Raw genomic sequence first — 26,088 nt, forward strand, 5'->3', positions numbered from 1 at the left:
GTGCGTCCCTCTCCTGCTTTCTTGTATAATAAAAGCACACGTATGAAAGCGCGGTAAAGAGGTGGAAATGTGTCCGTAGAGCCTAACTATTTTCAACAGTATCAGCATGCCGATATAGACGAACTTGCCGATGTGATTGGCGAGCTTTTGCAAAACCCGATTACGGTTGAAGATGCGGATCACAAGCTGATTGCCTACAGCTCTCACGGGGACAGCACGGATCAGGCGCGCTGGTCGACGATCATGGGGCGGAGGGTGCCGGAAAAGGTGCTGACCCGGCTGTGGAAGGACGGCGTGTTTCAGGAGCTGTTGACGCAGGATGATCCGGTGCACATCCCGGCCAAGGATGAAGTCGGCCTGGGCAAGCGGGTGGCGATCGCCATTCGCCGGGGCAGCGATGTGCTCGGGTATATTTGGGCGCAGGAAGTGAATCGGCCGATTACGCCCGAAGACGATGAGATTTTGCGCCAGGCGGCACGGGTAGCGGTTTCGCGGCTCATGCAGCGGCAAGGCAAGCGCAAGGCCGAGGAGCAGCGGCGCAAGGAGTTTTTATGGGAGCTTTTGCTCGGCAACCACAAGAGCGAGAGCGCCATCCGGCAAAAAGCGGACAGCCTGCAAATGCAGCTTCCGACCTCTTATTTGATATGCATTATCGAAGCGGCCGGAGCGCGGCTCGACCAGTATTTGTACCCGCTCCTCATGCGCGACAAGCTTTTGTGGGTCGTGGACGGCTCGCAAATCATCCTGCTGATCGGGCTTAGCGAGGACGGCAAAAAAGATGTGCGCGAAGTCCTGATTCGCAAGGTCGAGCAGTTTTTAGCCGATTCCTTGGGCAAGCTGGAAGCCCACGTCACAGAAGGGCGCCAGGTAGTTGCCGGATACGGGCTTGGCTACCGGACGTACTCGGAGATTGTGAAAAGCTACAGGGAGGCGCTGCACGCGCTCAAGATCAAAAAGCTGTTCCCAAAGGAAAACGAAGGCGTTTACGGCTACCACGAGCTGGGCATTTACCGCTACCTTTTGCAGTTGAAGCAGTGGGAAGCGGAGCAAGGCTACGAAAATGAACGGCTGGAGAAGCTGCGGCAGTACGACCGCGACAACCAGACGGCGATGCTGGAGACGCTGGAGACGTTTCTCGATGCCGCAGGCAAGGTAAACGTAACGGCCCAGCGGCTGCACATCCACATCAACACGCTGAGCTACCGGCTGCGGCGGATCGAGGAAATCATGCGGGTCGATCTGGAAAATATGAACCAGCGGGCGGCGCTCTACCTGGAGCTGAAAATGGCGAAGCTCGATCAGGAACAATAGTTCGTTTGTGAATTTTCACAAAAAGAAGGACGGCAAAATTAAAGGAATCCCCAAGGAAACGCTACCAACTGTCGCTGTACAATGATAGTAATCTCATTAAATCGGCGTTTCCAAGGAGGACTACCTATCATGATCGTTGGCATTCCAAAAGAAATAAAAAATAACGAAAACCGCGTAGCCATCACGCCTGCAGGCGTAGCCGCTCTGGTGCAAAACGGACACTCTGTCCGCGTAGAAACCGGCGCAGGCCAAGGCAGCGGCTTCACCAACGAAGACTACACTGCAGTAGGCGCTGAGATTGTCGCGACCGCAGCAGATGCGTGGGCCGCTGACATGGTCATGAAAGTAAAAGAACCGCTTCCAGCCGAGTACGGCTACTTCCGTGAAGGTCTGATCCTGTTCACGTACTTGCACCTCGCTCCAGAGCCTGAGCTGACTCGTGAACTGATTGATAAAAAAGTAATCGCAATCGCGTACGAAACCATCCAGCTCGACAACGGCGCTCTGCCGCTCTTGATGCCGATGTCCGAAGTTGCGGGCCGCATGTCCGTGCAAATCGGGGCGCAGTTCCTGGAAAAACAATACGGCGGAAAAGGCGTGCTGCTCGGCGGCGTACCTGGCGTGCCAAAAGGCGAGGTCGTCGTCATCGGCGGCGGGATCGTAGGGACAAACGCTGCGAAAATGGCGCTCGGTCTCGGTGCAAACGTAACGATCATCGACGTGAACGCAGACCGTCTGCGCCAGTTGGATGACCTGTTCCAAGGTCGCGTGCAAACGCTGATCTCCAACTCCTTCAACATCGCAAACGCGGTGAAAAAAGCAGACCTGCTCGTAGGCGCTGTCCTGATCCCTGGCGCACGCGCACCTCGTCTCGTAACGGAAGACATGGTCAAAGCGATGACACCTGGTTCCGTGATCGTAGACGTGGCGATCGACCAAGGCGGTTCTATCGAAACTATCGACCGCATTACGACGCACGACAACCCAACTTATGAAAAACACGGCGTGATCCACTACGCAGTAGCGAACATGCCTGGTGCGGTAGCTCGCACTTCCACGCTGGCGCTGACCAACGTAACCGTTCCTTACGCTGTGCAACTGGCGAACAAAGGCTACGCCCAAGCGATCCGCGACAACCGCGCGCTGGCTAAAGGCGTAAACGTCATCGACGGAAAAGTAACCTACAAAGCGGTAGCCGATGCGCACAACCTGCCATACGCTTCCGTGGAAGAAGTTCTGCTGGTGAAAAACTAATCCGGTTTTCTGAAAACAAAACTGCTTGCCGCAGATGTCGGCAAGCAGTTTTTTGCTGTCTGGGCTGTTACTCGCGTCCGAGCGGGGACGGGTATTTGGTGGATTCCATTTTCATCTTGCCCGAGTCGCTCAAATGGACGTGGATTTGGATGCTGGCAATCGAGTCGCGCGTAGGCGCGGTGCGCTGCGCTTTTTCATACGTTCGCCACGCCCGGTAGTCTTTTTTGAACAGCTCCTTTTCCAGTCCGTACAGATCGGTGCCTTTTTGCACCCCCTTCAAAAACGTTCCGCGGATTTGCTCACGCACTTGTTCCTCCGAGTTTTTTTGGATCTGCTCTGGACTGATCTCGGGGCTTATCAGCTCGCGAATGAAGCCGAGCAAATGGACGTGCAAATGGTAGCGCGGCATAGGCCCGGTCGTAACCGGGACGATTTTCAGCCCGACGTGCTTGATGCGGATCGTGGCTTTCGGGGTGTTACCATCGCGGATGATGAGTCCGGCAAAGTCGGTATCCTCGTCCATCCAGCGCAGTCCCATCAGGTCCCGGCTCGGAAAATACCCTTTCCATGTGCCGCGGTGGAGCGCGTGTACCCCGTCTATGGTCAGCCGCGAAACATAGTGGTTGTTTTCTTTCCAGGAACGCTCGTAGATCGTGATGTTGGGCAGCAGCACCGTGTTCGATGGTTCCCAGAAATTGGAGATGAATCGGTAAAACTGCATCGGCTCGATAAAGGAGCGCTGCTCGTAGACGTCCTTTGGCTGATGCAAGAGGGACGTCAGCGGGGAGAAGCCGGAAAGGGAATGGTTGCCAAGCACCTTGTCGATCGGCTCCCGCGTCCCGAACACCCATTTTGTATAGCGAATCAAGCCGTAGCGGTTCAAAATGTCATGCGTCGAAATAATGCCTTTTTGCAAGATGCGCTCGTGAACAACGAGGGACGACACAAACCCGAGAAACAGCGGAATCTGCGAGTTTTTTTGCAGATTGTCAAACGCGGTCATCAGCGTCTTGCCTCTTCCGATGGAAATCGTGGCGGGAGGCGATTTCGGGGTGGCGCTCGTCTCCTGTTTGGCTACGCTTGCGAGGTCGACCGACTGGGCGTAAAGGACGTATTCGTTGTTGATAAAGTCAACGCCGAACGCGGACAAATAGCTCAAATCCTGAATCGATTTCTGGTCCCAGCAGCCGCTGAGGAGCGTGGTGGCCAAGAGCAGCAGCGCACAGGCGATTCGGGCGGCCTTCATTTGGCACCTCCGTTCCGCATCGGTTTTTTTCGGAAAAAGTAGATCAGCGGCCGGAACAAGACAAGGTGCAGATCGGAGAGCACGTTCGACGAGCCCATCAACAAGTATGGTCTGCCGAACGAGGTCAAGGTGGACAAGTAATAAATAATCGCGATCATGCCAATGACGAACCCGTACATGCCGATCGTGGAGGACAGGATGAACACAATGAAGCGGGCGACCGTAACCGCGCCGCTGAGCGCCTGGTTGACCAGCGTGAAGGATGCGACGACAGTCAAGGAGCCTACGAACAGCATCGAGGGCGAAGTCAGTCCCGCGCGAATGGAAGCGTCCCCGATAATCAGCGCGCCGACAAGCGCCAGCGTCTGACCGACGTTTTTCGGCAGACGGGCTCCGGCCTCGCGCAGAAATTCAAAGATGAACAAAATCATGAACAGCTCCATGGGCGCGGAAAAAGGCAAGCCTTTTCGCCCTTGGGTGACAGTGGCGAGCAGTTGAAACGGGAACTGCTCCACGTTGTAGGCGGACAGGGCAATCCAAAACCCCGGGAGAAACGCTGCGATCCAAAACCCGCCGAGGCGCAGCAAGCGCTCCAGCCAGACGTAAACGATCGGATACTGGTCGTCCTCGGGAGATTTAATCAGCTCCAGCAGCGAGACGGGAGCAATCAGCGCCAGAGGCGAGCCGTCGACCATCACGATTACTTTTCCTTGCAGCAGCATGTAAATGGCGAAGTCGGGCCGCCCTGTGTAATCTACCAGAGGAAACAAGGAATTGCGGTTGTCGCTCAGCATTTTTTCCAAAAGAGCGCTGTTCAATATTTTTTTGTTGTCGCAGAAGAGCAGCCGGTCGCGCATCATCTCCACCAGGTCAGGCGGTGCGCTGTCGGTCATGTACATCAGCGCAATTCGGCTGCGAGAGCGTGTGCCGAGAATGAACGGCTCATAGGCGAGCGTGATCGTGCGCAGCCGCTTGCGGATGAGTGCCACATTGGTAGACAAGTCTTCCACGAAGCCGTCCCGCGGCCCTTTGATCGAAATCTCCGTGTTGGCTTCTTCCGTGCCCCGCTGCGGACGGTTGGAAATGTCCCAGGCAAAAGGCGGCGACCCTTTCAAAAAGATGAGCAAATCTCCCGAGAAGAGCCGCTCCGTCCACAGCTCAGGATTGGTGTAGAGCGGAATCAGCGGGAGCGAACGCAAGTCTCCGGCGGTCAGGCAGCGTTCCAATTGCGGCAAAGCCGTCTCTTGCAAATGCCGTACGTCGGCCAGACCTTCGCAGTACAGCATGAGAACCGACTGATCGTTGGGGGTGACTGTCCGCAAAAAGATGACATCCGCGCAATGCGTGAATTTTTCTCGCAGCTCTTCTTCAAGGGTCATGGCTCACATCCTCCAATCCGGTTGGTTTGCGCAGCGACAGCAGGAACAAGACGAGCGTGACAGCTACCATAACCAGCAAATAAAGCGGATAGTAAATCTTCGACAGAAACGTGACGAACTGCATGTCGTTGTAGGGGAGGCTGGTGAGAACGATCATGCTGGCGCCGAGGGCGAGCATGACGTACTTGCGCTGCTTTTTCGTTTTCAGGACCAGCAGCTCCCCGAGCAGCAGCAGGCAAAGCGTAATGCGGATAAACGAGCCGGACAGCCATTGAAAGATGGAAAAAAACTCCATGTTTTCGATGTCTTTTCCGATCGTCAAAAGCCGCCATTGTTCAAAGGCAGGAAAGCGCTGGCGCATCGACTCCACAGGCCCGAACTCGGCGATGGCTCCCGTCAGCGGGCTGAGCGTCAGGACCAAGGTAATGGCAATCATGACGATGTAGTGGATGAGCCGCAGCGGTTTGCGCACGTGATGCTGCAGCAACAGCAGCAGGAACAGCTCGGTAAAGCCACCCCCGACAAAAACCATGGCGTGCACGGTAGGGGCAATTCCGTTCTGGAACAGCGGCAAGAGCTGGGAGTAGTCTTTTTTCGGTACGTTGCCGAATGCGACGAACATGCCAAGCAAGGAGACAATGGGCAGCAATATGCCCGAAGTAATGCCGACTGAGGCAATGCCGCCGTAGGATGCGAGAACGCACAAGATCATCAGGGCAAGCGCAGTCACCCACTCGGGCGTCTGCGGCAAATAGTTGACGGTTGTCCACGTTTGGGTATCAACCAGATTGACGAGTGCCATCATGTACAGGCAGAGCATGATGGGGATGAGCAGCAGGAAGCGGACGGCTTTTCCGGACCGTAGCAAGAGCCAGTGGGACAACGACTGCTGTCCGATGCGGCTGTTGATGAAATAGAGCGCGTACGCCCAAACACAAAAGGGGATCATGCCAAAGATGACACTCAGCCAGGCATCGCGCCCGGCTTTGCTGAGCAGCAGGGGGATAAGGGTGACATGATTGGTGATTCCGATCGACAGCATCATCACCATGATCGCTTGGCCAATCCCGATTTTTCCGTCTGCTTTCATGAACCAACGTCCCCCCGACTTGGTGGTTTTGTTATGGTTTGTTTGCCCGGCTGGAAATATGTATCGCGTATAAAGGTTAGCCCACGATAAATAAAGTGTGGTATTCTACAATGAGGTAAAAATGGAGTAAGGAGTGCAGCCGGGATGTATAAGCTCATTAGGAAATATCTGTTCCAGATGGATACGGAAGAGATTCATGAAAGAACGGTTGATGCCCTGAAGCTGGTGGAAGATTCTGCTCCGGGAAAAAGCTTGCTGCGAATGATGTTTCAGGTGAAGGACGAGCGTCTTGCCACAAAGCTGTGGGGAATGACGTTTCCCAATCCGGTAGGGCTCGCCGCCGGTTTTGACAAAAATGCCGAAGTGTATCATGCACTGGGTGCGCTCGGGTTCGGGTTCGTGGAAGTCGGGACATTGACCCCGCAAGGACAGCCGGGCAATCCGCGGCCGCGCCTGTTTCGCCTGCCTGAGCACGAGGCGATCATCAACCGGATGGGCTTCAACAACCACGGTGCTTATTTGGCTTCGCAGCACCTGGTCGATTACGCGTATTCCGATGTTCCGATCGGGATCAACATTGGCAAAAACAAAGTCACTCCCAATGAGGAAGCGGCTTCTGACTATATCAAATGCCTGGACATGCTCTATTCGTACGGCCATTATTTCGTCATTAATATCAGCTCTCCGAATACGCCCAATCTTCGCGATTTGCAGGAAACCGAGAGCATGCGGCTGCTGGTGCGGGCGGTGCGCGAAAAAGCGGCGGAAATGGAAGCGCGCGGCATTCAGAAAAAGCCGATTCTGCTCAAAGTAGCCCCCGACATGTCCGACGAGCACATGCGCGATGTCGTGCAAGGAGCGGTGGAAGAGGGCATTTCCGGCATTATTGCCACCAATACGACCTTGTCGCGTGAAGCCGTTCAAGGGCATCACTATGCCGAGGAAGCGGGAGGACTGAGCGGAAAACCGCTGACAGAGCGTTCGACTGCCTGGGTAAAAGAAATTTACCAGGAAGTGGGCGACAAGGTGCCGATCATTGGCGTAGGGGGCATTTTCACGGGGGAAGATGCGTACGCGAAAATCCGGGCGGGCGCAAGTCTCGTGCAAGTGTACACCGGAATGATTTATCAAGGCCCGGGCATCTCCAAGCAAATCAACAAAAAGCTTTTGCAACTGTTGAAGCGCGACGGCTTTTCCCACATCAGCGAAGCGGTCGGCGTGGACGCCAGGTCGTAAGCATAAAAAAGAAGCGGATGCAACAAAGACCGATGACTCCCGGAATGGCGGGGCATCGGTTTTTTTACGCAGTTATACTCCGCTGATTATATTCTTCCGCTTTTTCCCTTGATTCTGTATAATAATGTGGGACAAGCAAGAACTATCTAACAATTGCATATCGTCGGCGATAGGTGCCTTTATGTGCAAGCCGCATAAAGGGTAACAGGGAATCGGGTGAAAGTCCCGAGCGGTCCCGCCACTGTAATCAGGGAGTTCTCTTTGAGATAGAGCCACTCATATTCATATGGGGAAGGACAAAGAGCGCGATGAGCTGAAAGCCAGGAGACCTACCTACTTGCCACACCCAGGAATACCTTCGCGGAAAGGAGCGGTGAATACGAAGCAATAGGACTGTGCCAACGGTCTGTTGTTTTTGTGCGCATACCTCGTCTGCTAGCGGATGAGGTTTTTTTGTTGGTGAAAAAAGAAAGAACAGCAAAGGAGGAGGAAATGTCTTGAATCGATCCCGTTTCGTTTCGACCTGTCTGTTGATTGCAGGCTTTGTCCTTTATTTTCTCGTAAATGAACCGCAGACGTCCCACGCGATGCACATCATGGAAGGGTATTTGCCGCTGGGCTGGGCGCTGTTTTGGTGGGTAGTATTTATTCCATTTTTTATTTTCGGCATTCGTTCCTTGAACAAAATCGTCAAGGAGCATCCGCAAATGAAGCTGCTGATCGGCGTATCCGGCGCGTTTGCCTTTGTGTTGTCTGCGCTGAAAATTCCTTCGGTGACGGGCAGCAGCTCGCACCCGACGGGAACCGGGCTTGGCGCGATCATGTTTGGCCCGTGGGTCATGTCCGTGCTCGGCAGCCTGGTGCTGCTGTTCCAGGCGCTGCTTTTGGCGCATGGAGGGCTGACGACGCTTGGAGCCAATGCGGTGTCCATGGCAGTAGTAGGGCCGATGGTAGCTTACGGCGTCTATCGCCTGATCGTGCGCGGAAACGGCGGACAGCGTTTGGCCGTATTCGCTGCTGCTGCGCTCGCAGACTTGGCTACTTATGTCGTGACCTCCGTGCAGTTGGCTTTGGCTTTCCCGGCTGAATCCGGCGGCGTTATGGCATCGTTCGCGAAATTCGCAGGAATTTTTGCCATCACCCAAGTTCCGTTGGCGATCAGCGAAGGGCTTTTGACCGTGCTCGTCTGGAACTGGCTGCAGTCTTACAATGCAAAAGAGCTGGCGCAACTTCGCCTGCTGAAACGGGAGGAATCGCTGTGAAAAAAGGGATGAACTGGCTGCTGCTCCTGGGCGTAGTCTTGCTGGCGGTTGTGCCGTTGCTGTTGGTGCAGGATTCGGAGTTCGGGGGAGCAGATGGAGCGGCTGAGGAAGCGATCAAGGAAATCGCCCCTGCTTACGAGCCGTGGTTCGAGCCGCTGCTTGAACCGCCAGGCGGCGAGACAGAGAGCTTGCTGTTCGCGGTGCAAGCGGCGCTCGGGGCGGGCGTTGTCGGCTATGCCGTGGGATTGTACAAGGGCCGGCTGGATAAGCATAAAAAATGAATTGGCAGCAGCTTGATTCGCTTTCCTATCAAAACCGGCTGCGATTTTTGCCGCCTGAGCACAAGCTCCTGTTTGCGGGCGTGCTGATTTTGCTCGTTTTGACGGGACATGAATGGTTGCAGATGGCGATTTGTCTATGGATGGGAGTATGGGTAATGGTGTATGCCCGTATTCCCGTCCGTTTCTATTTCGGATTTTTCATCCTGTCCCTGTCGTTTTTTGTCCTGGGGCTTCCGGCGCTGTTGCTGGAAGCAGTAAGAGCGGATGCAGGGGCGGTCGTCCAGGCAGTTGCGGCGTGGAAGATCGGGCCGTATCTGGTCTACGTTCCGGCAAGCGCGCTCGACAAGGTGTGGGTGCTTTTTTGGCGGACGATGGCCAGCCTCGCCTGCTTTGCTTTTGTCTTGTTTACCGTGCCGTTTGCCGAGATTTTGCAAGTGCTGCGCAAGCTGAAACTTCCGGTCATCGTGACGGATTTGCTCATGATTATGTACCGTTTTATTTTCGTGCTGCTTGGCGTCTCTCATCAACTGTGGATTGCCCAGCGCGCGCGCGGAGGCCATCGCGGGTTCCGGGCGATGCTGCGGGATGCGAGCGGACTGGCCGCGCAGTTGTTCGTCAGGTCCATGCGCAAGTACGATGCGCTGTACAAAGGGATGGCAGCGAGAGGCTTCGGGGAAAGCCTGCAGGTGCTTTCCTTGCACACTCATTCTCGCTCCGGCCGATATGAAGCAGAGTCAATCGCAGGCTGTATTTTGCTGATTTTGCTGGAGTGGTGGACAGGAGGGTAATGCTTTGACATCATGGCTGTTGGAATTTGTTGATTTGCACTACGCCTATCCAGGCGGCCGTGGCCCTGTCCTGAAAGGGTTGTCCCTGGGCATTCCGGAGGGGAAAAAATGCGCCTTGCTCGGGCGAAACGGCTGCGGCAAGTCCACCTTGTTTTTGCACGGGAACGGCATCATCCAGCCGCAGCAAGGGCAAGTGCTGTGGCGAGGAACGCCCCTCAGCTACAAACGCGCTGCCTTGCAAGAGATGACGCAAAAAGTCGGGCTGGTCTTTCAGGACCCGGAGCATCAGTTGATCGCCAGCACGGTCGCCGAGGATATTTCCTACGGGCTGTGCAACCGGAACTTGCCCGCCGACGTAATCCGCGAGAAAGTGCGGGCTGTCCTGGACGCGTTTGGCATGACAGAGCTGGCGGACGTTCCGATTCACCACCTCAGCCTGGGACAAAAGCGGCGTCTCGCCCTTGCCGGGGTCATGGTGCTTGCGCCGGAGCTGCTGCTGTTGGATGAGCCTACGGCCTACCTCGACCGTTACCAGACCAAAAATTTGCTGCGCGAGCTGGATGCCATTCACCAAAACGGCACGACCGTGCTGATGGCGACCCACGATATGGACATCGCTTTCGAATGGGCGGAGTGGATTTGCGTCATGGATGAAGGCCGGCTGATTTTTGCCGGAGAGCCCCAGGAGGCGCTGGCGCGAAGAGAAATGCTGGAAAGCCTGCATTTGGGCATGCCGCTGATCGCCGAGCTGTGGGATGCGTTGCCGCCTGAATGGAGGCGGGAGGCGGGCGAACGGATTCCGTGTTCGCTGGAGGAATTAAAAACACGGCTGGCCGGACAGGTGATGGTCCGGTAGATAAGGTACAGGCAAGCGGTCGTCTCGGCGGCCGCTTTTTTGCGTGCCAAACGTCGCGCGGTTTTGGGCATAAGAAAGGGGGGCGGCTGCTGAGCCTGTGGTCGGTTTGACGTTTTGGATGACCGCTTTTGCTTGGCGCTGTCTCATTCTCTTCAATGGGGCTTTTCCTGCCTGCCGGATAACGGGGATTGCGCTGATTGGTGGCGAACGCCGTGTATGGGTGGTTTCCGAGCGCCGTGCATGGCCGCTGTTTTTTTGGGGCATCTTAACCTCAAAATTCCTCTGGAGGTATCGCGATGGAACACGATTCCTTGAGCTCAGGGCTTGCTGGCGTGGAGCAAAAAGAATTCCCCGGCAAAGTCAAAGACCAGCTCATGTTCAATGTCCTGGAAAAAGAAATGACCAACGAAGAACAGGAAAAAAAGGCGAAAGACGAGTATTTGACAGGAAAGTCGTAGCCCGCGCCAAAAGCCCTTCTCGGCCTGGTCATAGCCCCGTCAAGTAGACACTAAAAAAAGACGCTATCTTAAGCGGCGATCGATTCCCGGTATTGGACTGGGGAGAGGTCGCCGAGTTTTTTCTGGAACCGTTCTGTATTGTAGAATTCGATGTATTCAGCGATCAGTTTGCGAGCGTGAGCTATATCTCTTGGTTTCTCCAGATACAACTTTTCCGTCTTCAGGTGTGAAAAAAACGATTCAACACAAGCGTTGTCGAAGCAGTTCCCCCGTCTGGAATGGCTTCCGGTTAGCCCTTGTTCTTGCAACAGATTTGCGTATGTCTTGGTAGTGTACTGGAATCCTTGGTCGGAGTGCAGGATCGCATCTCCATTACCCAGTTGCTTCACCGTAGACAGCACAAGATCAAGATCGTTTCTCTCCGACACTTCCCAAGCAACCGTTTCGTTATTATACAGATCCAGGACCACGGACAGATAAATGAAGTCATCGACGACTCGAATATAGGTAATATCGGTTACATATTTCTTTCTAGCCTCGTCCGCAGCGAACTGGCGATTAAGGACATTGTTGAACACGATGGAGGGCTTGCGGCCGGCAAATGGACGCTTTTTGCGGATCACTGAGCGGATGCCCAATTCTCGCATCAGTCGGCGAACTTTCTTCGTATTTACTTGTAGTCCCTCTTTGCGTAGAGCCGTGCGCATTCGTTTATACCCAAAGTATGGGCGAATGCGGTGAATTGCCAGTATATGTTCCTTTAGGTCGGCATCCTGCTCCACACGTACCTTACGAACCTTCTCCGTCGCCTTCCACTTGTAGTAGCCCGCCCGGGAGACCTCCGCTATTTCGCATAGCATGACCACAGCGTACTTGCGACTCATTTCTTCGATCGTCCTAAACCGGGTTTGCTTATCCAACTTCCCTCCCCGTGTAGATTTGGATTGAGCTTTTTTAGGTATTCGACCTGCGCTTTCAAGTAGTTGTTCTCTTCCTCTAGACTGCTGAAATACTTCTTGATCCATCGCCCTCTATAGTCTTCAAACGTTTCACCGTTTTGCCGTTTCTGTACCCACTCCCGAATCTGCGTCTTACTTTTAATGCCTAATTTCTCCATTATCATTGGGTAGCTCCAATGCTCCTCAACCCGCAAACGTACTGCTTCGCTCTTCGTTGCTTCGTCATATTGCTGCTGTTTTTGCCCTTTACGTGGCGGCATAAGAAAATCCCCTCCGGTCAACAGTGTTGATCTCATCATACCATGAGGTCTTTTTTCACTGTCTACCATGAGGGGATAATACCAGGCCTGCACAAGACGAGAAGGGCTTTTCCTTTTTTCTGTAGCGAAAGGTGCGTATGTAAACACGCTTGTTTTGCATGCTTACTTGTCCTTCTTTTCTGCTTTTTCCTGCCGGTCTTTCAGGATTGATAAAAAGGCCAAAAAATCGCCCAACAGAACCAGCACGGCAGCCATCAACGCCAGATCTTCCGCAGAAAAACCATTGTTCTGCTTCATTTTCCAGCCTCATTTCCGTAGGGATATCCGCCCTTTTTATCTTATGCGCAGCCGTCTGGGACCGTCACGCTTACTGCTTGTCCTGTCGTTTTACTCCCCGTTATCCTGTTGGCTTACTAACCGCTTATTCTGTTCGTTTGCTGACGGGGCCGCATTTGCCTGTACGGAGACAGGCTCCCGAGCGGGTCGTTGAGAAAGTCGGCGAATTTTGTAGGGATATGTCTTTTTCTAGCGAATAAAAGAGAAGGGACCTACTTAAAACGGGAGAAGTGGTGAGATTGTGATTTCAGCTTTGAACAAGACGCTCTGTGTGCAACAGCTTGTCGAGAAGTTAAGGGATAAAGAGCTCGTTCATGTTTCGAGCTTTGATTTGAAAGAAACCAACAAAGCCTTGTATGAATACGTCCATCGGCTAAGCAGCTCGATCGCGATCATTCCCACCACGATTGATTCTGTCATTACGGGGGTCATCCGCTTTCAGGAGGGCTATTTCATTACGCTCGGCATGCTGATCTGGAAGGACGCCACGCAAAAAGGGCCGTTCAAGGAAGGGACGTTTCTGTTTTACAAGCACGACGCAAGTGACGCTCTTGATGATTGCATTCATATTACGAACTCGATTGAAAACCACAACCTGATGGAAAGCCTGTTTTTCGCCTGCTGCGAGAGCAAGGGCGATGATATGGTGTTGAACTATTCGCACATCGAGCACGCTATTAAATACGGCGAGACGTATCGGGATTTGATGGAGAAGTGGAAAAAAGGGTTTGCCTGAAGCGTGGGAGCATTTCCATTATTTAGATGTGAAAGCCAGCCGCCATTCCGACGATATGAATAATGTCATCTAGTATAAGTTCAATTGGGGATAGGCGCGCGACTAAACGAGCAGCATGGTCGGCGCCGTTTTTTTATGTGGCGGAGATGTGGGGGGAGCGGCTATGTCGAAACGTTTGGCGGCCCCGATCCGTAGCCGTGACGATTTCTTAATCGGGAAGCGGCTCTAATCTTTTGCCTGCGTCAATCCATAAGTAAGTTTGTAGCAGCATGCATGGAAGGTATAGTTTGTTTCAATAAATTTTAATGTTTGAGTCATTAGCGTTGCATAAAAAATGAATCCATCTATTGTCAAATTATTCTGAATGACATTTTCAACTTCACAACCAAAAACGAGAACAGCCAAGCAAAAGGTAGCCACTATCCATTTGGTAGTTTTATACATTTATTACAACATCGACAACAACAAACAACACTTACTTCCTTTTCTGTCGCCCTCTGGATGTTCGTTTGGATTGGTAATCCATTCTGCCTATCCATTGTTCAAAGGTCTGCCAGAGAAACACTTTGAGCCATCTACTGATTTGCAGCAGACTGTGCTGACTGTTTCTTTCCAGCTTTACAAGAAGCAACAAGCAGTAAGCAATGAGAGCGAGAAAAACTTGATTCCAGACCGCATTTTCACTTGTTCCATAGAACGTCTTGATCTTTGCGTGTTGTTTCATCCATTTGAAAAACAGTTCTATTTGCCAGCGCCAACGGTAGATGTCGCTCAATTCTTCTGCTTCTAAGTCGAACCGATTGGTGATGATTCGAATACGATTTCCTTTCGAATCATGCGTTTCAATCAGTCGTAACACATTATCCACCCGTTTTTGTGGCGTTCCAAGAAGGATCATGGAGTCGGATAAAACGGAGCTTTCTGGTGGTACTTTGAAAGTATACAAATGACGAGTTTCCGCGTTATCCTTGAGACGTGAAGCAAAAAAGATGCCCTGATCGGTATACTCATCGAACTTTTCATAATCCACGTACCCTCGATCAAAGACGTACATGGCTCCGATCTCATCAATCAGCGACTCCATTTGGGTGCGGTCATTGGATTTGGCACAAGTTAGGGAAATCTTTTCAGGATAGACATCCTCCTGGCTTGCGAAAACGAGACGAAGATGAATTTTGATTCCTGCCTTTGTTTCGCGAAAGGTTGCCCACTTATACTTTTGCAAACATAATCCAATTGTAGTGGAATCAATGATCTTTATGTGTTTTCGAAGAGAGCAGGCTTTTCCAGAAACGCGTTGAATTTGCTGGACAAGGTCGACAAAAACTTCTTCAAGCAAAGCAGGTTCTACCCGATTGTTTTTTCGACTAAGCTGTGCGGGGCTGATCGATGACAGTCCTAATTCTTGCTGAAATTTCTTTGATAGAACATCGTCAGCAATGGCTCGAAGCCCTTCGCGTTGCTGAAGTTGGGCATGTAAAAATAGGAGAAGATACGCTTTTGTCGTCAGCTTCTTCACGTACTTGTCTTGATCCGTTTCGTCAATTCGTTGTTGAAGTTTCATAATATTGATGGGTGCAACCCATTTACCAAATGAAGAAAATAGGGTATTCTTGTCCATGAGCTATCCTTTGCGTTGGATTTGGACAGGAACTACCTGACCTTTCCAGTGTAAAGGATTTTTTTGTTCCCTAGACAACCAAATACCAAAGATTATGTGTATTTTGAATGATGGGAAAAGATTAATGCAACGCTAGTGTGTTTGAGTACCAAACAAAATTCAAAACCCCGATGATAAGCTGGAGGCAAAAAGAAGTAGCGGCGACGTATAAGGCGACTCGCCCGACGCTTTTGAATTGCTGGTTTTGATTAAACATGGAAACGATCCAGACAATCAACCCGACGGGGCAAAAAATAAAGCTGAACAAATAAATAATTCCCTTTTCCAGTTTGCTCATTTGGTTTCCTCCACCTGACAGTCGAATGATTTTGGGGAGGCTGCTTCTGTGTGGAAGCAGCTTTCCGCACATGGAAAACGTGGAAGGCGCAGTTGTCCCTGCTGGAGCTAGCTTTTGCTTCGCTCGTTCTTCAGTAGCAGCATCCCTATGACGTTTCCAATCAACTCGAACAAAGCAAAAAGCAATTCCATCCGGTTTTCCCCTCCAAAAAATCCTTTTTTTGTATATACGACTGTATTCATGTCTTGGTTTCGGATAGGAGCGAAAGGAAAGTGTGGCTTCCGCTAGCGCATCGCTCCCATGACTTCGTCAAACGCTTTTGACCTCTACGTTTACAAACATGGGCATGACGTAATAATCAGACATGACAAAATATCCTTTCGTATGTGAGTCGGAATGACTGACATCAACGCTAAAGGATGACGCTGGCGGGAAGGCAAGGGGGAAGACTTTACTTTTTGGACGTTTTACAGATTTTCCGAACGAGAAAGCCCGCTACGGTGCGATAGCACCCCCTTTAGGGGCGGGATGAGAGTGAGGTCAAAGACGGAGTACCACGAATAAACCGAAGGTTTGTGGTACTTCAAGTATTTGAAAATTCCACTCTTTTTTGTTGTTCAGCTGTTGTAGTATATAAAACAAACTGATACAATAGGTGTATGAACGAATACAGAAGAACAAGCACAACCCTTTCATTATTAAACTACCATTTTGTGTTCTGCCCTCGGTACAGAAGAAAAAATGGTAGTTTAATAATGAAAGGGTTGTGCTTGTTCTTCTGTATTCGTTCATACACCCATCGTATCAGTTTGTTTTATATACTACAACAGATGAACAACAAAAAAGAGTGGAATGTTCAAATACTTGAAGTACCACAAACCTTCGGTTTATTCGTGGTACTCCGTCTTTGACCTCACTCTCATCCCGCCCCTAAAGGGGGTGCTATCGCACCGTAGCAGGCTTTCTCGTTCGGAAAATCTGTAATCTCTTTTGTTCGTCAACCATTGCTTTTCGCTCTTCTTCTTGAGCACGGGAGTAACTTAGTGTTGGTAACCAGTCTTTGATCTGCTGATGGTAATATTGGCTGGATAATCCCCACTCCCGACTGAAATGCAGCCTGCCCATCCCTTTTGAATGCGTAATCAGATAATGGTATAGCTTCTTTAGACTTCGGTTTTTGCATTGGTTTACGCCTCTTTCAGTCATGTTAAGCTCTTTACTGATTTCCTTACATGTGAATCCCTCTAATACGGTTTTTTGAATAATGTATCGTTCTTTTTCATTTGAAAGCTGTTTCAGCAGTTCTTCAACAAGAACATTTTTCCCAATATAGTCTGAAATGTTTTGTCGATCACCAAAGCCATACAAAATTGGGCATTCTTTGCTCAACTTTTTTCTTTCACGATAGTTTAAGTTCCATGCTATACGTCGGATTAGTTTCCTGCACTCATCTTTCGTCATCTGATCCTACCTTTCTTATCGATATCGCAATAGTTACTCAGGCTTGAGGTTAAGTTATATAGAGTGACATTCGTAGTTGTATGCCGCAAAAACAAGAACATTCGTTCCCGTTAATTGTAGCATATTTTTCCTAATGTAAGCAAAATTAGGTAAGATTATCTATTTTTCTGAAAAAAAGCCCTCCCGGTTAGGAGAGCTTTACATCGGCCAGAAATCAACCTGATCCAGCTCGTTGACAATCTCGACTTTCGAAATCCGATTTTCCAAAAGACAATAAAATTTCTGTCATTCGCTTGGAACAACTGGCGAATATTAGACAGACGGCAAGAACAAGCCGTAAAAACGAAAAGAATCTGCATACTTGGTCATTTTATCGCCTGTCTCAGTTCATTGAATATAAAGCGAATTTAGTTGGTATTAGAGTTGAGCATGTGAATCCTGCATACACAAGTCAGACATGCCCTAAATGCTCTGAGAAGAATAAGGCACAAGACCGTAAGTATAAATGCAAATGTGGATTCGAAAAACATCGTGATTTAGTCGGTGCTATGAACATTCGATATGCACCTGTGATTGATGGTAACAGTCAATCAGCCTAAGATGCTATATGCACTGTCTTAGGAGGGGCAATGAGATGTCCTCATCTTGAAGGCTGTTCAAAACAGAAATGGACTGCGAACGTTTAGTCATTCAAGAATCCCACCCGTACACCGCAAGGTGGAAGGCTTGCGGCTTTAGCCGTGGGAGTCTCAAGAGATTGTTTAGGTGAAAGAAAAAGAGCAGATAGTGAAAGCATGGAGGGGTTAGCGTGAACTTTGATCCGAAAGATTATGAAAAGCACTACTCTGAACAATCCTTTTGGGAAAAACTCTCAAAGCATGCTGCCAAAGCAGGAAAAAAAGTCGTATATACCGCCCTTCTCGGTTACTACGCTCTGGAAAATCCAAAAGTATCTGCATGGGCTAAAGCTCGCATCTACGGAGCGCTCGGCTACCTCGCTTTTCCTGTAGACCTGGTGCCAGACATTATTCCTGCTGCTGGATACACGGATGACTTCGCTGTACTGATGTTTGCCATTGGACAAGTGGCGTTAAATATCGACAAGACAGTTAGGCTCAAAGCCGTTCAAAAGCTGGAGGATTGGTTTGGCAACGTATCGGAGAATGATAAGGATATTATTGATGTGGAGGCAAAAGTGTCTGAGGTAGAAAAGGCTACAAAAGAGGGGCAATTGATAGAAGAAGTGGAGAAGTAACCGTGGTTTGTTGCAAGCTATTTGCAAAGAAACATTATGGCTATATTAACTATTTTCAATACTCTGTCACAAACGAAATTTCTAATCTTATTAATTACCTACCTACGAGAAATTGTTCCCGCCAATATAAAGAGCCCCTCCCAAACGGGAAGGGCTAAGTTGTTTTATGGGTAAAACCTGTGCCTTTTTGTGTAAATTATCACCGAAGTGTCCCTATTTTGAGGAATCAAGGGTGAAAAACCAGCGTAATTAACGGGCTATTTTGTATGAACAAATCTTACAGATCGTAGTACAACTCAAACTCTTTCGGATTCACCGTGCGCTCTACTTGTTGAATATCCGCGCGCTTCAGGGCGATCCAGCTTTCGATGACTTCCTTGTTGAAGACGTCGCCTTCGAGCAGGAAAGCGTGGTCTTGTTCGAGGGCAGTCAAGGCTTCCTCCAGGGAGCCAGGAGCGCGCTTGATTTCATGCTTTTCTGCGTCGGACAGGTCGTAGATGTTGCGATCCAGCGGGCCGTAGCCGAGTTCGCGCGGGTCGAGCTTGCGCTTGATGCCGTCCAGGCCAGCCATCAGCATGGCAGCGAAGGCCAGGTATGGGTTGGCGGTGGAGTCTGGCGTGCGGAATTCGATCCGGGACGCTTTTGGCGTTACAGCGGCGACTGGAATCCGTACGGCGGCAGAGCGGTTTCCTTTGGAGAAGACCAGGTTAACAGGCGCTTCGTAGCCAGGAACCAGACGCTTGAACGAGTTGGTGCTCGGGTTGGTCAGCGCGATCAGGGCTGGGGCGTGGTGCAAAATGCCGCCGATGTAGTAGAGCGCTGTCTCGCTCAGGTTGGCGTAGCCGCCTTGCTCGTAGAACAGCGGAGTGTCGCCGTTGAACAAGCTTTGGTGGACGTGCATGCCGGAACCGTTGTCGCCGACGATTGGCTTGGGCATGAAGGTCGCTGTTTTGCCGTGCTTCGCTGCTACGTTGCGCACGATGTATTTGAACAAGAGCAGGTTGTCAGCCGTGCGAGTCAACGTGTCGAAGCGGAAGTTGATCTCGCCTTGGCCGGCGGTCGCCACTTCGTGGTGATGACGCTCTACATGCAGGCCGGCTTTGGTCATCAGAGTGCACATTTCGTTGCGGATGTCCATTTGCGAGTCAGTTGGCTGTACCGGGAAGTAGCCGCCTTTGTTGCGCACTTTGTAGCCCAGGTTTTGCCCTTCTTTTCCGGTGTTCCAGAACGCTTCCTCCGAGTCGATGTGGAAGAACGAACCGGATGGGCCGGAGTCGTAGCGCACGCTGTCGAACAGGAAAAATTCCGATTCCGGGCCGAAGTAGGCGGCCGTAGCCAGTCCGGTTTGTTGCAGATACGCCTCTGCTTTGAGGGCAATGCCGCGTGGATCGCGGGTGTATGTGGTGTTGTCCGGATTGACAATGTTACAGATGATGTTCATCGTTTTCGCTTCGACAAACGGATCGATGAAAGCGGAGGAAGGATCAGGCATCGCGACCATGTCGCTCTCTTCGATGGATTTGTAGCCGATGAGGCTGGAGCCGTCGAAGGCGACGCCGTTACGGAAAGTGCCTTCGTCTACTGCGTAAGCAGGAACCGTAACATGGTGCTGGCGGCCAAGCAAATCGACAATGCGGAAGTCCACATATTCCACTTTTTCTGCATCAATGGTGGACAAGACAGTTTTCATATCCAAAACAACCCACTCCATTCGCGAAATATTTTCGTATTTGAATATTTATTGTTCGTGTTTTCGTGAATTTCTATATTTCGAATTATAGCTATAACAGACAATGTTCGTCAAGAGGTTTTCTTACTTCAAATGTTAGTTTTTCTAACATGATATTGCGGGGTTTAGAATTTGGTTCCGTTTTTGTAGAATATAGACGAACTATTATGAATAAACGCGGAGGCGATCATGATGAAGGTACTGGTACTGGGGGCAGGAGGAATCGGAGGTTATTTTGGCGGCCGACTGGCAGAGTCGGGTGTGGATGTAACGTTTCTGGTGCGTGAACGTAGATACAAGCAACTGCAGGAGCGAGGCTTGCGGGTGCTGAGCATCCATGGCGACCTGCACCTGGAGCGTCCGCAGATGATTCAGGCGGGCGAGGCGGCAGGGTCGTTCGACGTCGTCCTTTTGTCCAACAAAGCGTACACGCTCGCAGAGAGCATGGATGCGATTGCCCCTTATGTCGGAGACGACACGATCGTGATTCCGCTGTTGAACGGGATGGCTCACATGGAGCCGCTACGGGATCGCTTTGGACGCGAACGGGTGCTTGGCGGCCTTTGTTTCATTGAAACGACGTTAAACGCAGAAGGCGACGTCGTGCAGACAAGTCCGATTCACGATGCGGTGTTCGGCGAGTGGGAAGGCGGAAAAAGCGAGCGCGTAGAGCGGCTGGAGCAAGCTTTTTCCAAAATCAATGGAACGATGCGGGCGAGCAACAACATCCAGCGCGAGGCTTGGCACAAATATTTGTTCATCGCGACGTTCTCCGGAATTACGACGCTCATGAACTCGGCTGTCGGTCCGATTCGCGAGTCCGCCTATGGCGTGGAGCTGACCAGACAGTTGGCGGAGGAGATCGTGTCCGTCATGCAGGCACTGGAAGCGCCGATCAAGCCGGATATCGTGGAAAAGCAAATGGAAACGTTCCAAAACCAGCGCCCGCAAGCGAAATCGTCCATGCTGCGCGACATGGAAAAAGGACTCCCGGTCGAAGCCGACCACCTGCAAGGCTACCTGTTAAAGCACGCCGAACAAAAAGGCTTGTCCACGCCGCTCCTGAAAGTTGTCTACAATAATCTGAAGGTTTACGAACAGAAGCGGGCAGCAGGCAAATAAGGTATAATAGTGGGCGAACGTCATTAGAAATTTAGGAGGGGTACAGATGGAAGTCATCAAGATTTCCCCCCGCGGATATTGCTACGGTGTTGTCGATGCCATGGTTTTGGCGCTGCGTACAGCGCAAAACTTTGACCTTCCCCGCCCGATTCACATTTTGGGCATGATCGTACACAATGCCCACGTCGTCGAGGCGTTTGAAAAACAAGGCATTAAAACATTGGATGGAGAAGATCGGCTGGCGCTTTTGGACCAGGTGAACGAAGGAACCGTCATCTTCACCGCCCATGGCGTCTCTCCGGAGGTGCGGAAAAAAGCGCGGGACAAAGGCTTGACCGTTGTCGATGCGACCTGCCCGGACGTGACGAAGACGCACGACCTGATCCGCGAAAAAATTGCGGATGGCTACCATGTGATCTACATCGGGAAAAAAGGGCATCCGGAGCCGGAGGGGGCAGTCGGCATCGCGCCGGACCGCGTGCATCTCGTGCAAAAGCTGGAAGAGCTGGACGCGCTCGACGTCCCGACCGACAAGCTGATTGTCACTAACCAGACTACGATGAGCCAGTGGGATGTCAAACATTTAATGGATGCCATCCTGCACCGTTTCCCTGGGGTAGAGGTGCACAACGAAATTTGCCTGGCTACCCAAGTGCGCCAGGAAGCAGTCGCGACGCAGGCGGGCGAGGCAGACCTGTGTATTGTCGTGGGCGATCCGCGCAGCAACAACTCCAACCGTCTGGCGCAGGTGTCGGAAGAGATCGCGAATGTGCCGTCCTATCGGATTGCGGATTTGTCCGAGCTCGACATCGAGTGGCTGCGCGGAAAGAAAAACGTTGCGGTGACGTCGGGCGCTTCCACGCCAACTCCTTTGACCAAAGAAGTCATTACCTTCCTGGAGCAATTCGATGAGTTCAACCCGGCTACATGGGAGAAGAAACGAACCGTCGACATGGAGAAAATATTGCCGAGGGTGAAATAGGAGAACGATATGCCAGGATCACATTCCGGTATGGGACTTTCGGGCGCTGGCGGAAGATACTTCAGTCTTTGCGCCCTTTATCTTTTTGTTTACTACGGGTTTGGTGCGTTTTCTCCGCTGATTACGCAGTACTACAACTCGATTTCGCTCACGGGCACCCAGATCGGCTTGATTAGCGCAGTCGCTCCCATCGTTTCGATTGTCGCCCAGCCGATGTGGGGGCTGTTTTGTGACCGCTTTCAAATTCGCAAAACTGTCTTGATTCTGACGCTTGTCGCTTCGGGACTGGCCGGACTTTTCTTCGTCGGCGTGTCCAGCTTCGCCTTTGTTTTCCTGCTCTATTTGATCCTCTCATTTTTTCAGAGCGCCGTCATTCCGATTTCGGACAGTTTGGCTTTGGGCTACGCGAAAAAAAACGGCCTGCAATTCGGCGACATCCGGCTGTGGGGAGCGGTTGGCTTTGCGCTCGCCGCCTTTGTGACAGGGCTTCTCGTCGAACAGTGGGGGCCATCCGTGCTGTTTTACTCCTACTGTCTCGCGCTGTTGATCGCCATGCTGTTTTTGCTGCGGGTGCCGGACGAGTCCGAGGAGACGTCGCGCTTTCGCGTCGGCATGCTGGCTGGCATGCGGGATTTGCTGCGGCTTCCGCGCTACCTGCTGTTTTTGCTGGCGTCCTTTTGCGTGCTTGGCGCGGTGAACGCGAACAACATCTGGTTTTCCTTGTTTTATCAGGAGATTGGCGGCACGGTGGCGGGAGTGGGGCTGGCTTTTCTGCTGTTTGCAGGCAGTGAAGCGCCGTTTATGAAGCTGGCAGGCGTTTTCGTGCGGAGGTGGGGCCTGGAGCTGACGCTGCTGCTCGCTGCTGTGTGCGGGGCGGCGCGCTGGCTCTGGTACAGCTCGGCACCCAGCACGACGTTCGTTATCGCCATGTTTTTCATTCAAGGCATCTCGGTAGGCTTTTATTTGGCGACGGCTGCCCAGTTTGTGCGCGAAAATACGCCCCCCTCCCTGCAGGTGACGGCGCTGGCCATCTTCTTTTCGGTAGGAGGCGGGCTGGGGACGATGCTGTGCAATCTCGTGGCTGGCTGGATCAAAGATTCGTATTCTACGCTAGGCATCTATTTGTTTTTTGGCATCATCACGGTAATCGGGATCATTCCGCTTGTTTTGATTACGTATGGGCCGTGGAAGCAAGCGGCTCCCGACGACAAAGTCGAGGCTACTCAATGACAAGCATGCCTTGGTAGCCGCTCTCCGGGTAGCCGGGGGCGTCCGAGACAAAGAAAAACCGCCCTTTTTTATCGGCAGAAAACTGCAGCATCGTAGACTGCGTCGGCTTCAGCTCTGTCGAGGACAGGTTCAGATCGCGAATGGAGAGATTGTGCGGGCGCGTATCCGCGTTGACGATCATTAACGAGACGCGCTCGCCTGCCCGCGCCGTTAGCTGGTTGGGCAAAAAGCCGGCGCTGGAGATCGTGACGGTGTGCGACCGCGTAGTGGCGGCGTAGGAAGTATGCAAGCGCTGGTGATGCGTCCAAAGCAGCGTTAATGTTACGGCCAGTGCGATGAGGGGATAGCGAAGCTGCCGGAACCATTGACGAGACATTTGCAAATCAGCTCCTTTGCGGCAATAACATGATGAAGTTACTATTATCCTGTCCCCACTCTGTGAACAGTAAACACATTTTTCCTCATCGACAGACGATGGGCATTCCCGAACTCTTGCTGGAAGATTTTCTCCTGGCGGGAGTTTTTTCATGTTGGCATGCGTGCAACAAAAGGCGTGGCGGGGGAGAAATTTTCCAAGCGGCAAATACGCGCTCACTTTGCCAATTCTCCGTATTGAAATATCCGTACTTTTGTAGTAGGATTACTTTGCTTTTATAGTGCGCAACACGATTCCCGCACGTGCAAAGGAGTAGAGAACGATGAAATACGGCTTTTGGCTCCCGATCTTTGGCGGTTGGCTTCGCAATGTGGAAGATGAACAAATGCCGCCTACCTTTGATTACGCAAAACAAGTCATCCAGTCAGCGGAGAAGTGGGGATTCGATACGACGCTCATCGCCGAGCTGTACTTGAACGACATCAAAGGTCCGGAACAAGACTCGCTCGAAGCGTGGTCGACAGCAGCGGCACTGGCAGCCGTGACGGAAAAAATCGAGATCATGACCGCTGTGCGCCCTGGTTTTCACAACCCGGCCGTTACGGCAAAAATGGCGGCAAACATCGACCACATCAGCAACGGACGCTTTACCTTGAACGTCGTCTCGGCCTGGTGGGAGGAAGAAGCCCGGCAATACGGCGGCATTTTTACCGAGCACGACGAGCGCTACGAGAGAACGCTGGAATTTTTGGACGTTTTAAAAGGGTTGTGGACGCAGGAAACGTTCAGCTATGACGGAAAATTTTATCAAATTCGCGAAGCCAAACTTGCGCCAAAACCAGTGCAAAAGCCGAATCCGGTATTGTACGCGGGCGGGGAAAGCGAGCGTGGCAAGCAGGTGATTTCCGCAGCGTGCGATGCTTATGTCATGCACGGCGGCACCGTAGAGGAAATCGAGCGAAAAATCAACGACATGAAACAGCGTCGCCAGGCGACGGGACAAGCGCCGTTTGCAGCGTTTGGCATGGCGGCCTACGTCATTTGCCGCGCGACGGACGAAGAGGCGCAGGAGGAGCTGGCGCGCATCACCGACGTGAAAGAATCGAGCGGCTATGCAGGCTATCAGGACTTTATCAATAAATCCCAGTTGGAAACACAGATTCAATTGCGGGACTATTCCGTCTCCAACCGCGGCTTGCGCCCGAATCTGGTCGGCACGCCGGAGCATATCGCCAAGACGATTCTCGCCTACGAACAAGCGGGCATTGATCTTCTGCTGCTGCAATTTTCGCCGCAACTGGAGGAAATGGAGCGGTTTGCCAAAGAAGTCATGCCGCTGGTAGAGAGCTTGCGCGAAGCGAGCCACAGCCTTTCGTAAGCCATCCGTTCCGGTCACAGCGATGAGCGGGCAGTCTGACAGAAAAGAGGAGATTTTTCGATGAAAAAGATTTACGTCATCCATGAAAACAGCGAGTGGACCGTGCATTTGACCAAACGTTTGCAAGAGCTGGGACTGCCGTATGAGGAATGGCATCTGGACGAGGGCGCTGTCGATTTGACGGCAGAGCCGCCGAATGGCGTTTTTTACAGCCGCATGAGCGCTTCCTCCCACACCCGCGATCATCGCTATGCGCCGGAGCTGACGGCAGCGGTTCTGAACTGGCTGGAAAGCCACGGGCGCAAGGTGTTCAACGGCACGAGCGCGCTTCGGCTGGAAGTGAGCAAGGTGGCGCAATACCTCGCGCTTGGCGAGTTCGGAATTCGCACGCCGAAGACGATCGCCACCGTCGGGCGCAAGCAACTGATAAATGCGGCACAGTCGTTTGCAAGCCAGCCGTTCATCACCAAGCATAACCGAGCAGGAAAAGGCTTGGGCGTACAGTTGTTCCATTCGCAGGAAGCGTTGGCGGCTTATGTGAACGGCCCGGATTTTGACGAGCCGGTAGACGGCATTACGCTGATCCAGGAGTACATCCAGGCGCCGGAGCCGTACATTACCCGCTGTGAGTTCGTGGGCGGCCGCTTCATTTATGCGGTGAAGGTCGATACGTCGGAAGGCTTCGAACTGTGCCCGGCAGATGCGTGCCAGATCGGCGACCTGTTCTGCCCGGTGGGCGAGGAAGTGCCTGCGAAGCCGAAGTTCCAGGTGATCGAAGGCTTTGCTGATCCGATTATTCAGCAGTACGAGCGCTTTTTGGCGGCGAACAAAATCCAGGTCGCAGGCATCGAGTTCATCCGCAACCGCGACGGGGAAATTTTCACCTATGACATCAACACGAATACGAACTACAACTCGGACGCCGAAGCGGCTTCGGGAATTTACGGCATGCTGGAAGTAGCCAAATTCCTCGGACGCGAGCTGGCGGCGATCGAATAGCAGCATACAGGCAGACAGACGGCAAAAGCTCTCTTGCAAAAGAGGGCTTTTTTGTTTTGCGCACGGGCACAGCAGCACAGCTTCCGGCGTTATCGGTCCAGTGCGCCTGGGCGGCGGCGGGCGCTCAAGCATGCGCGCCATACTTC

25 protein-coding genes, 2 pseudogenes and 1 riboswitch are annotated in these 26,088 nt (G+C 52.0%); of the genes and pseudogenes, 17 read left to right on the plus strand and 10 right to left on the minus strand.

Going from position 1 to position 26,088, the window contains the following annotated elements:
• Positions 1-69 precede the first annotated feature (69 nt).
• Together M655_RS04820 and ald are read left to right on the plus strand one after the other, a co-directional pair.
• A complete protein-coding gene (locus tag M655_RS04820) occupies positions 70-1,311 on the plus strand; it encodes a PucR family transcriptional regulator (protein WP_005835864.1) in 1,242 nt (413 codons plus the stop codon).
• A 129-nt stretch (positions 1,312-1,440) separates the two neighbouring features.
• Positions 1,441-2,565, plus strand: a complete 1,125-nt coding sequence (ald, locus tag M655_RS04825) for an alanine dehydrogenase (RefSeq protein WP_007785762.1) — start codon at positions 1,441-1,443, stop codon at positions 2,563-2,565.
• A gap of 67 nt (positions 2,566-2,632) precedes the next feature.
• Here the strand turns inward: ald and M655_RS04830 are convergent, their stop codons facing one another.
• From M655_RS04830 to M655_RS04840, 3 genes are read right to left on the minus strand one after another with little or no spacing between them, the layout of a single operon-like run.
• Positions 2,633-3,811, minus strand: a complete 1,179-nt coding sequence (locus M655_RS04830; RefSeq protein WP_026557987.1) for a Ger(x)C family spore germination protein — start codon at positions 3,809-3,811, stop codon at positions 2,633-2,635.
• Positions 3,808-5,190 carry a spore germination protein gene (locus tag M655_RS04835; protein ID WP_026557986.1) on the minus strand — a complete coding sequence of 461 codons (1,383 nt, stop codon included), beginning with the start codon at positions 5,188-5,190 and terminating at the stop codon, positions 3,808-3,810. Before M655_RS04835 ends, M655_RS04830 begins: the two co-directional genes overlap by 4 nt.
• Positions 5,180-6,280 carry a GerAB/ArcD/ProY family transporter gene (locus M655_RS04840; RefSeq protein ID WP_005835871.1) on the minus strand — a complete coding sequence of 367 codons (1,101 nt, stop codon included), beginning with the start codon at positions 6,278-6,280 and terminating at the stop codon, positions 5,180-5,182. Before M655_RS04840 ends, M655_RS04835 begins: the two co-directional genes overlap by 11 nt.
• A gap of 144 nt (positions 6,281-6,424) precedes the next feature.
• On the opposite strand from M655_RS04840, the gene M655_RS04845 reads away from it, so the two are divergent.
• The 6 genes from M655_RS04845 (at position 6,425) to M655_RS04870 (ending at position 11,161) form a co-directional block, all read left to right on the plus strand.
• Positions 6,425-7,516 carry a quinone-dependent dihydroorotate dehydrogenase gene (locus M655_RS04845; protein ID WP_005835873.1) on the plus strand — a complete coding sequence of 364 codons (1,092 nt, stop codon included), beginning with the start codon at positions 6,425-6,427 and terminating at the stop codon, positions 7,514-7,516.
• 154 nt (positions 7,517-7,670) lie between these two features.
• Positions 7,671-7,867: riboswitch (cobalamin riboswitch) on the plus strand.
• A gap of 146 nt (positions 7,868-8,013) precedes the next feature.
• On the plus strand, positions 8,014-8,778 hold the full coding sequence (locus tag M655_RS04850) for an energy-coupling factor ABC transporter permease (RefSeq protein WP_025846860.1): 765 nt from the start codon (positions 8,014-8,016) through the stop codon (positions 8,776-8,778).
• On the plus strand, positions 8,775-9,059 hold the full coding sequence (locus M655_RS04855; RefSeq protein ID WP_005835876.1) for an energy-coupling factor ABC transporter substrate-binding protein: 285 nt from the start codon (positions 8,775-8,777) through the stop codon (positions 9,057-9,059). Before M655_RS04850 ends, M655_RS04855 begins: the two co-directional genes overlap by 4 nt.
• Entirely contained in the window at positions 9,056-9,847 is a 792-nt protein-coding gene (gene cbiQ / locus M655_RS04860) for a cobalt ECF transporter T component CbiQ (protein WP_005835878.1), read from the plus strand. The genes M655_RS04855 and cbiQ overlap by 4 nt, the downstream gene beginning before the upstream one ends.
• 4 nt (positions 9,848-9,851) lie before the next feature.
• Positions 9,852-10,703, plus strand: coding sequence for an energy-coupling factor ABC transporter ATP-binding protein (locus tag M655_RS04865; protein ID WP_025846863.1), 852 nt, complete (start codon positions 9,852-9,854; stop codon positions 10,701-10,703).
• A 296-nt stretch (positions 10,704-10,999) separates the two neighbouring features.
• Positions 11,000-11,161 (plus strand): hypothetical protein, encoded by a 162-nt coding sequence (locus M655_RS04870; RefSeq protein WP_005835728.1) that lies wholly within the window; start codon positions 11,000-11,002, stop codon positions 11,159-11,161.
• 68 nt (positions 11,162-11,229) lie between these two features.
• On the opposite strand, the gene M655_RS04875 is transcribed toward M655_RS04870, so the two are convergent.
• Both M655_RS04875 and M655_RS04880 read right to left on the minus strand, forming a co-directional pair.
• A protein-coding gene (locus M655_RS04875; RefSeq protein ID WP_369750415.1) for an IS3 family transposase occupies positions 11,230-12,380 on the minus strand; the annotation gives its coding sequence in 2 pieces (ribosomal slippage) (positions 11,230-12,122 and positions 12,122-12,380; 1,152 coding nt in all).
• Between the two features lie 162 nt (positions 12,381-12,542).
• Positions 12,543-12,677: a hypothetical protein gene (locus tag M655_RS04880; RefSeq protein WP_007785753.1), complete on the minus strand. Its 135-nt coding sequence runs from the start codon at positions 12,675-12,677 to the stop codon at positions 12,543-12,545.
• A gap of 280 nt (positions 12,678-12,957) precedes the next feature.
• On the opposite strand from M655_RS04880, the gene M655_RS04885 reads away from it, so the two are divergent.
• Positions 12,958-13,452 carry a hypothetical protein gene (locus tag M655_RS04885; protein WP_005835726.1) on the plus strand — a complete coding sequence of 165 codons (495 nt, stop codon included), beginning with the start codon at positions 12,958-12,960 and terminating at the stop codon, positions 13,450-13,452.
• Positions 13,453-13,927: 475 nt separating this feature from the next.
• Here the strand turns inward: M655_RS04885 and M655_RS04890 are convergent, their stop codons facing one another.
• Positions 13,928-15,073, minus strand: coding sequence for an IS4 family transposase (locus M655_RS04890; protein WP_025845287.1), 1,146 nt, complete (start codon positions 15,071-15,073; stop codon positions 13,928-13,930).
• 121 nt (positions 15,074-15,194) lie between these two features.
• Positions 15,195-15,410, minus strand: a complete 216-nt coding sequence (locus M655_RS04895) for a hypothetical protein (RefSeq protein WP_286085964.1) — start codon at positions 15,408-15,410, stop codon at positions 15,195-15,197.
• Positions 15,411-16,069: 659 nt separating this feature from the next.
• Between M655_RS04895 and M655_RS04900 the strand changes: the two are divergent.
• Positions 16,070-16,150: pseudogene (locus tag M655_RS04900) on the plus strand (IS200/IS605 family transposase); the annotation flags it as partial.
• 202 nt (positions 16,151-16,352) lie between these two features.
• On the opposite strand, the gene M655_RS04905 reads toward M655_RS04900, so the two are convergent.
• Positions 16,353-16,871 carry a sigma factor-like helix-turn-helix DNA-binding protein gene (locus M655_RS04905; RefSeq protein ID WP_025845620.1) on the minus strand — a complete coding sequence of 173 codons (519 nt, stop codon included), beginning with the start codon at positions 16,869-16,871 and terminating at the stop codon, positions 16,353-16,355.
• A gap of 257 nt (positions 16,872-17,128) precedes the next feature.
• Here M655_RS04905 and M655_RS04910 point away from each other — a divergent pair.
• Positions 17,129-17,470: pseudogene (locus M655_RS04910) on the plus strand (RNA-guided endonuclease TnpB family protein); the annotation flags it as partial.
• 209 nt (positions 17,471-17,679) lie between these two features.
• Positions 17,680-18,126, plus strand: a complete 447-nt coding sequence (locus tag M655_RS04915; protein WP_007787426.1) for a YkvA family protein — start codon at positions 17,680-17,682, stop codon at positions 18,124-18,126.
• Positions 18,127-18,403: 277 nt separating this feature from the next.
• On the opposite strand, the gene glnA is transcribed toward M655_RS04915, so the two are convergent.
• Complete coding sequence (gene glnA, locus M655_RS04920; RefSeq protein ID WP_005835723.1) at positions 18,404-19,822, minus strand: type I glutamate--ammonia ligase; 1,419 nt, start codon at positions 19,820-19,822, stop codon at positions 18,404-18,406.
• A gap of 225 nt (positions 19,823-20,047) precedes the next feature.
• On the opposite strand from glnA, the gene M655_RS04925 reads away from it, so the two are divergent.
• From M655_RS04925 to M655_RS04935, 3 genes are read left to right on the plus strand one after another with little or no spacing between them, the layout of a single operon-like run.
• Complete coding sequence (locus M655_RS04925) at positions 20,048-20,977, plus strand: ketopantoate reductase family protein (protein ID WP_026556995.1); 930 nt, start codon at positions 20,048-20,050, stop codon at positions 20,975-20,977.
• A gap of 46 nt (positions 20,978-21,023) precedes the next feature.
• Positions 21,024-21,959 carry a 4-hydroxy-3-methylbut-2-enyl diphosphate reductase gene (locus tag M655_RS04930; RefSeq protein ID WP_005835719.1) on the plus strand — a complete coding sequence of 312 codons (936 nt, stop codon included), beginning with the start codon at positions 21,024-21,026 and terminating at the stop codon, positions 21,957-21,959.
• Positions 21,960-21,968: 9 nt separating this feature from the next.
• Positions 21,969-23,189 (plus strand): MFS transporter, encoded by a 1,221-nt coding sequence (locus M655_RS04935; RefSeq protein WP_007787419.1) that lies wholly within the window; start codon positions 21,969-21,971, stop codon positions 23,187-23,189.
• On the opposite strand, the gene M655_RS04940 is transcribed toward M655_RS04935, so the two are convergent.
• The gene (locus M655_RS04940; RefSeq protein ID WP_005835716.1) at positions 23,179-23,565 is read right to left on the minus strand and encodes a cupredoxin domain-containing protein; all 387 of its coding nucleotides are present in this window, start codon (positions 23,563-23,565) and stop codon (positions 23,179-23,181) included. The genes M655_RS04935 and M655_RS04940 overlap by 11 nt on opposite strands.
• A 322-nt stretch (positions 23,566-23,887) precedes the next feature.
• Here M655_RS04940 and M655_RS04945 point away from each other — a divergent pair, with 322 nt between their 5' ends.
• Complete coding sequence (locus M655_RS04945; protein ID WP_005835715.1) at positions 23,888-24,943, plus strand: LLM class flavin-dependent oxidoreductase; 1,056 nt, start codon at positions 23,888-23,890, stop codon at positions 24,941-24,943.
• Between the two features lie 60 nt (positions 24,944-25,003).
• Positions 25,004-25,942, plus strand: coding sequence for an ATP-grasp domain-containing protein (locus M655_RS04950; protein WP_026556994.1), 939 nt, complete (start codon positions 25,004-25,006; stop codon positions 25,940-25,942).
• Positions 25,943-26,088: the final 146 nt, after the last annotated feature.

It is taken from the genome of Brevibacillus sp. NSP2.1, from assembly GCF_000470975.2.
Taxonomy (GTDB): domain Bacteria; phylum Bacillota; class Bacilli; order Brevibacillales; family Brevibacillaceae; genus Brevibacillus; species Brevibacillus agri.

Coding starts and splice junctions, on each gene's coding strand:
- M655_RS04840 (WP_005835871.1), bottom strand. CDS start 6,280: ATGAAAGCAGACGGAAAAATCGGGATTGGCCAAGCGATCATGGTGATG.
- M655_RS04945 (WP_005835715.1), top strand. CDS start 23,888: ATGAAATACGGCTTTTGGCTCCCGATCTTTGGCGGTTGGCTTCGCAAT.
- M655_RS04925 (WP_026556995.1), top strand. CDS start 20,048: ATGAAGGTACTGGTACTGGGGGCAGGAGGAATCGGAGGTTATTTTGGC.
- M655_RS04950 (WP_026556994.1), top strand. CDS start 25,004: ATGAAAAAGATTTACGTCATCCATGAAAACAGCGAGTGGACCGTGCAT.
- M655_RS04890 (WP_025845287.1), bottom strand. CDS start 15,073: ATGGACAAGAATACCCTATTTTCTTCATTTGGTAAATGGGTTGCACCC.
- ald (WP_007785762.1), top strand. CDS start 1,441: ATGATCGTTGGCATTCCAAAAGAAATAAAAAATAACGAAAACCGCGTA.
- M655_RS04880 (WP_007785753.1), bottom strand. CDS start 12,677: ATGAAGCAGAACAATGGTTTTTCTGCGGAAGATCTGGCGTTGATGGCT.
- M655_RS04905 (WP_025845620.1), bottom strand. CDS start 16,871: ATGACGAAAGATGAGTGCAGGAAACTAATCCGACGTATAGCATGGAAC.
- M655_RS04845 (WP_005835873.1), top strand. CDS start 6,425: ATGTATAAGCTCATTAGGAAATATCTGTTCCAGATGGATACGGAAGAG.
- M655_RS04870 (WP_005835728.1), top strand. CDS start 11,000: ATGGAACACGATTCCTTGAGCTCAGGGCTTGCTGGCGTGGAGCAAAAA.
- M655_RS04830 (WP_026557987.1), bottom strand. CDS start 3,811: ATGAAGGCCGCCCGAATCGCCTGTGCGCTGCTGCTCTTGGCCACCACG.
- cbiQ (WP_005835878.1), top strand. CDS start 9,056: ATGAATTGGCAGCAGCTTGATTCGCTTTCCTATCAAAACCGGCTGCGA.
- M655_RS04895 (WP_286085964.1), bottom strand. CDS start 15,410: ATGAGCAAACTGGAAAAGGGAATTATTTATTTGTTCAGCTTTATTTTT.
- M655_RS04935 (WP_007787419.1), top strand. CDS start 21,969: ATGCCAGGATCACATTCCGGTATGGGACTTTCGGGCGCTGGCGGAAGA.
- M655_RS04940 (WP_005835716.1), bottom strand. CDS start 23,565: ATGTCTCGTCAATGGTTCCGGCAGCTTCGCTATCCCCTCATCGCACTG.
- M655_RS04835 (WP_026557986.1), bottom strand. CDS start 5,190: ATGACCCTTGAAGAAGAGCTGCGAGAAAAATTCACGCATTGCGCGGAT.
- M655_RS04930 (WP_005835719.1), top strand. CDS start 21,024: ATGGAAGTCATCAAGATTTCCCCCCGCGGATATTGCTACGGTGTTGTC.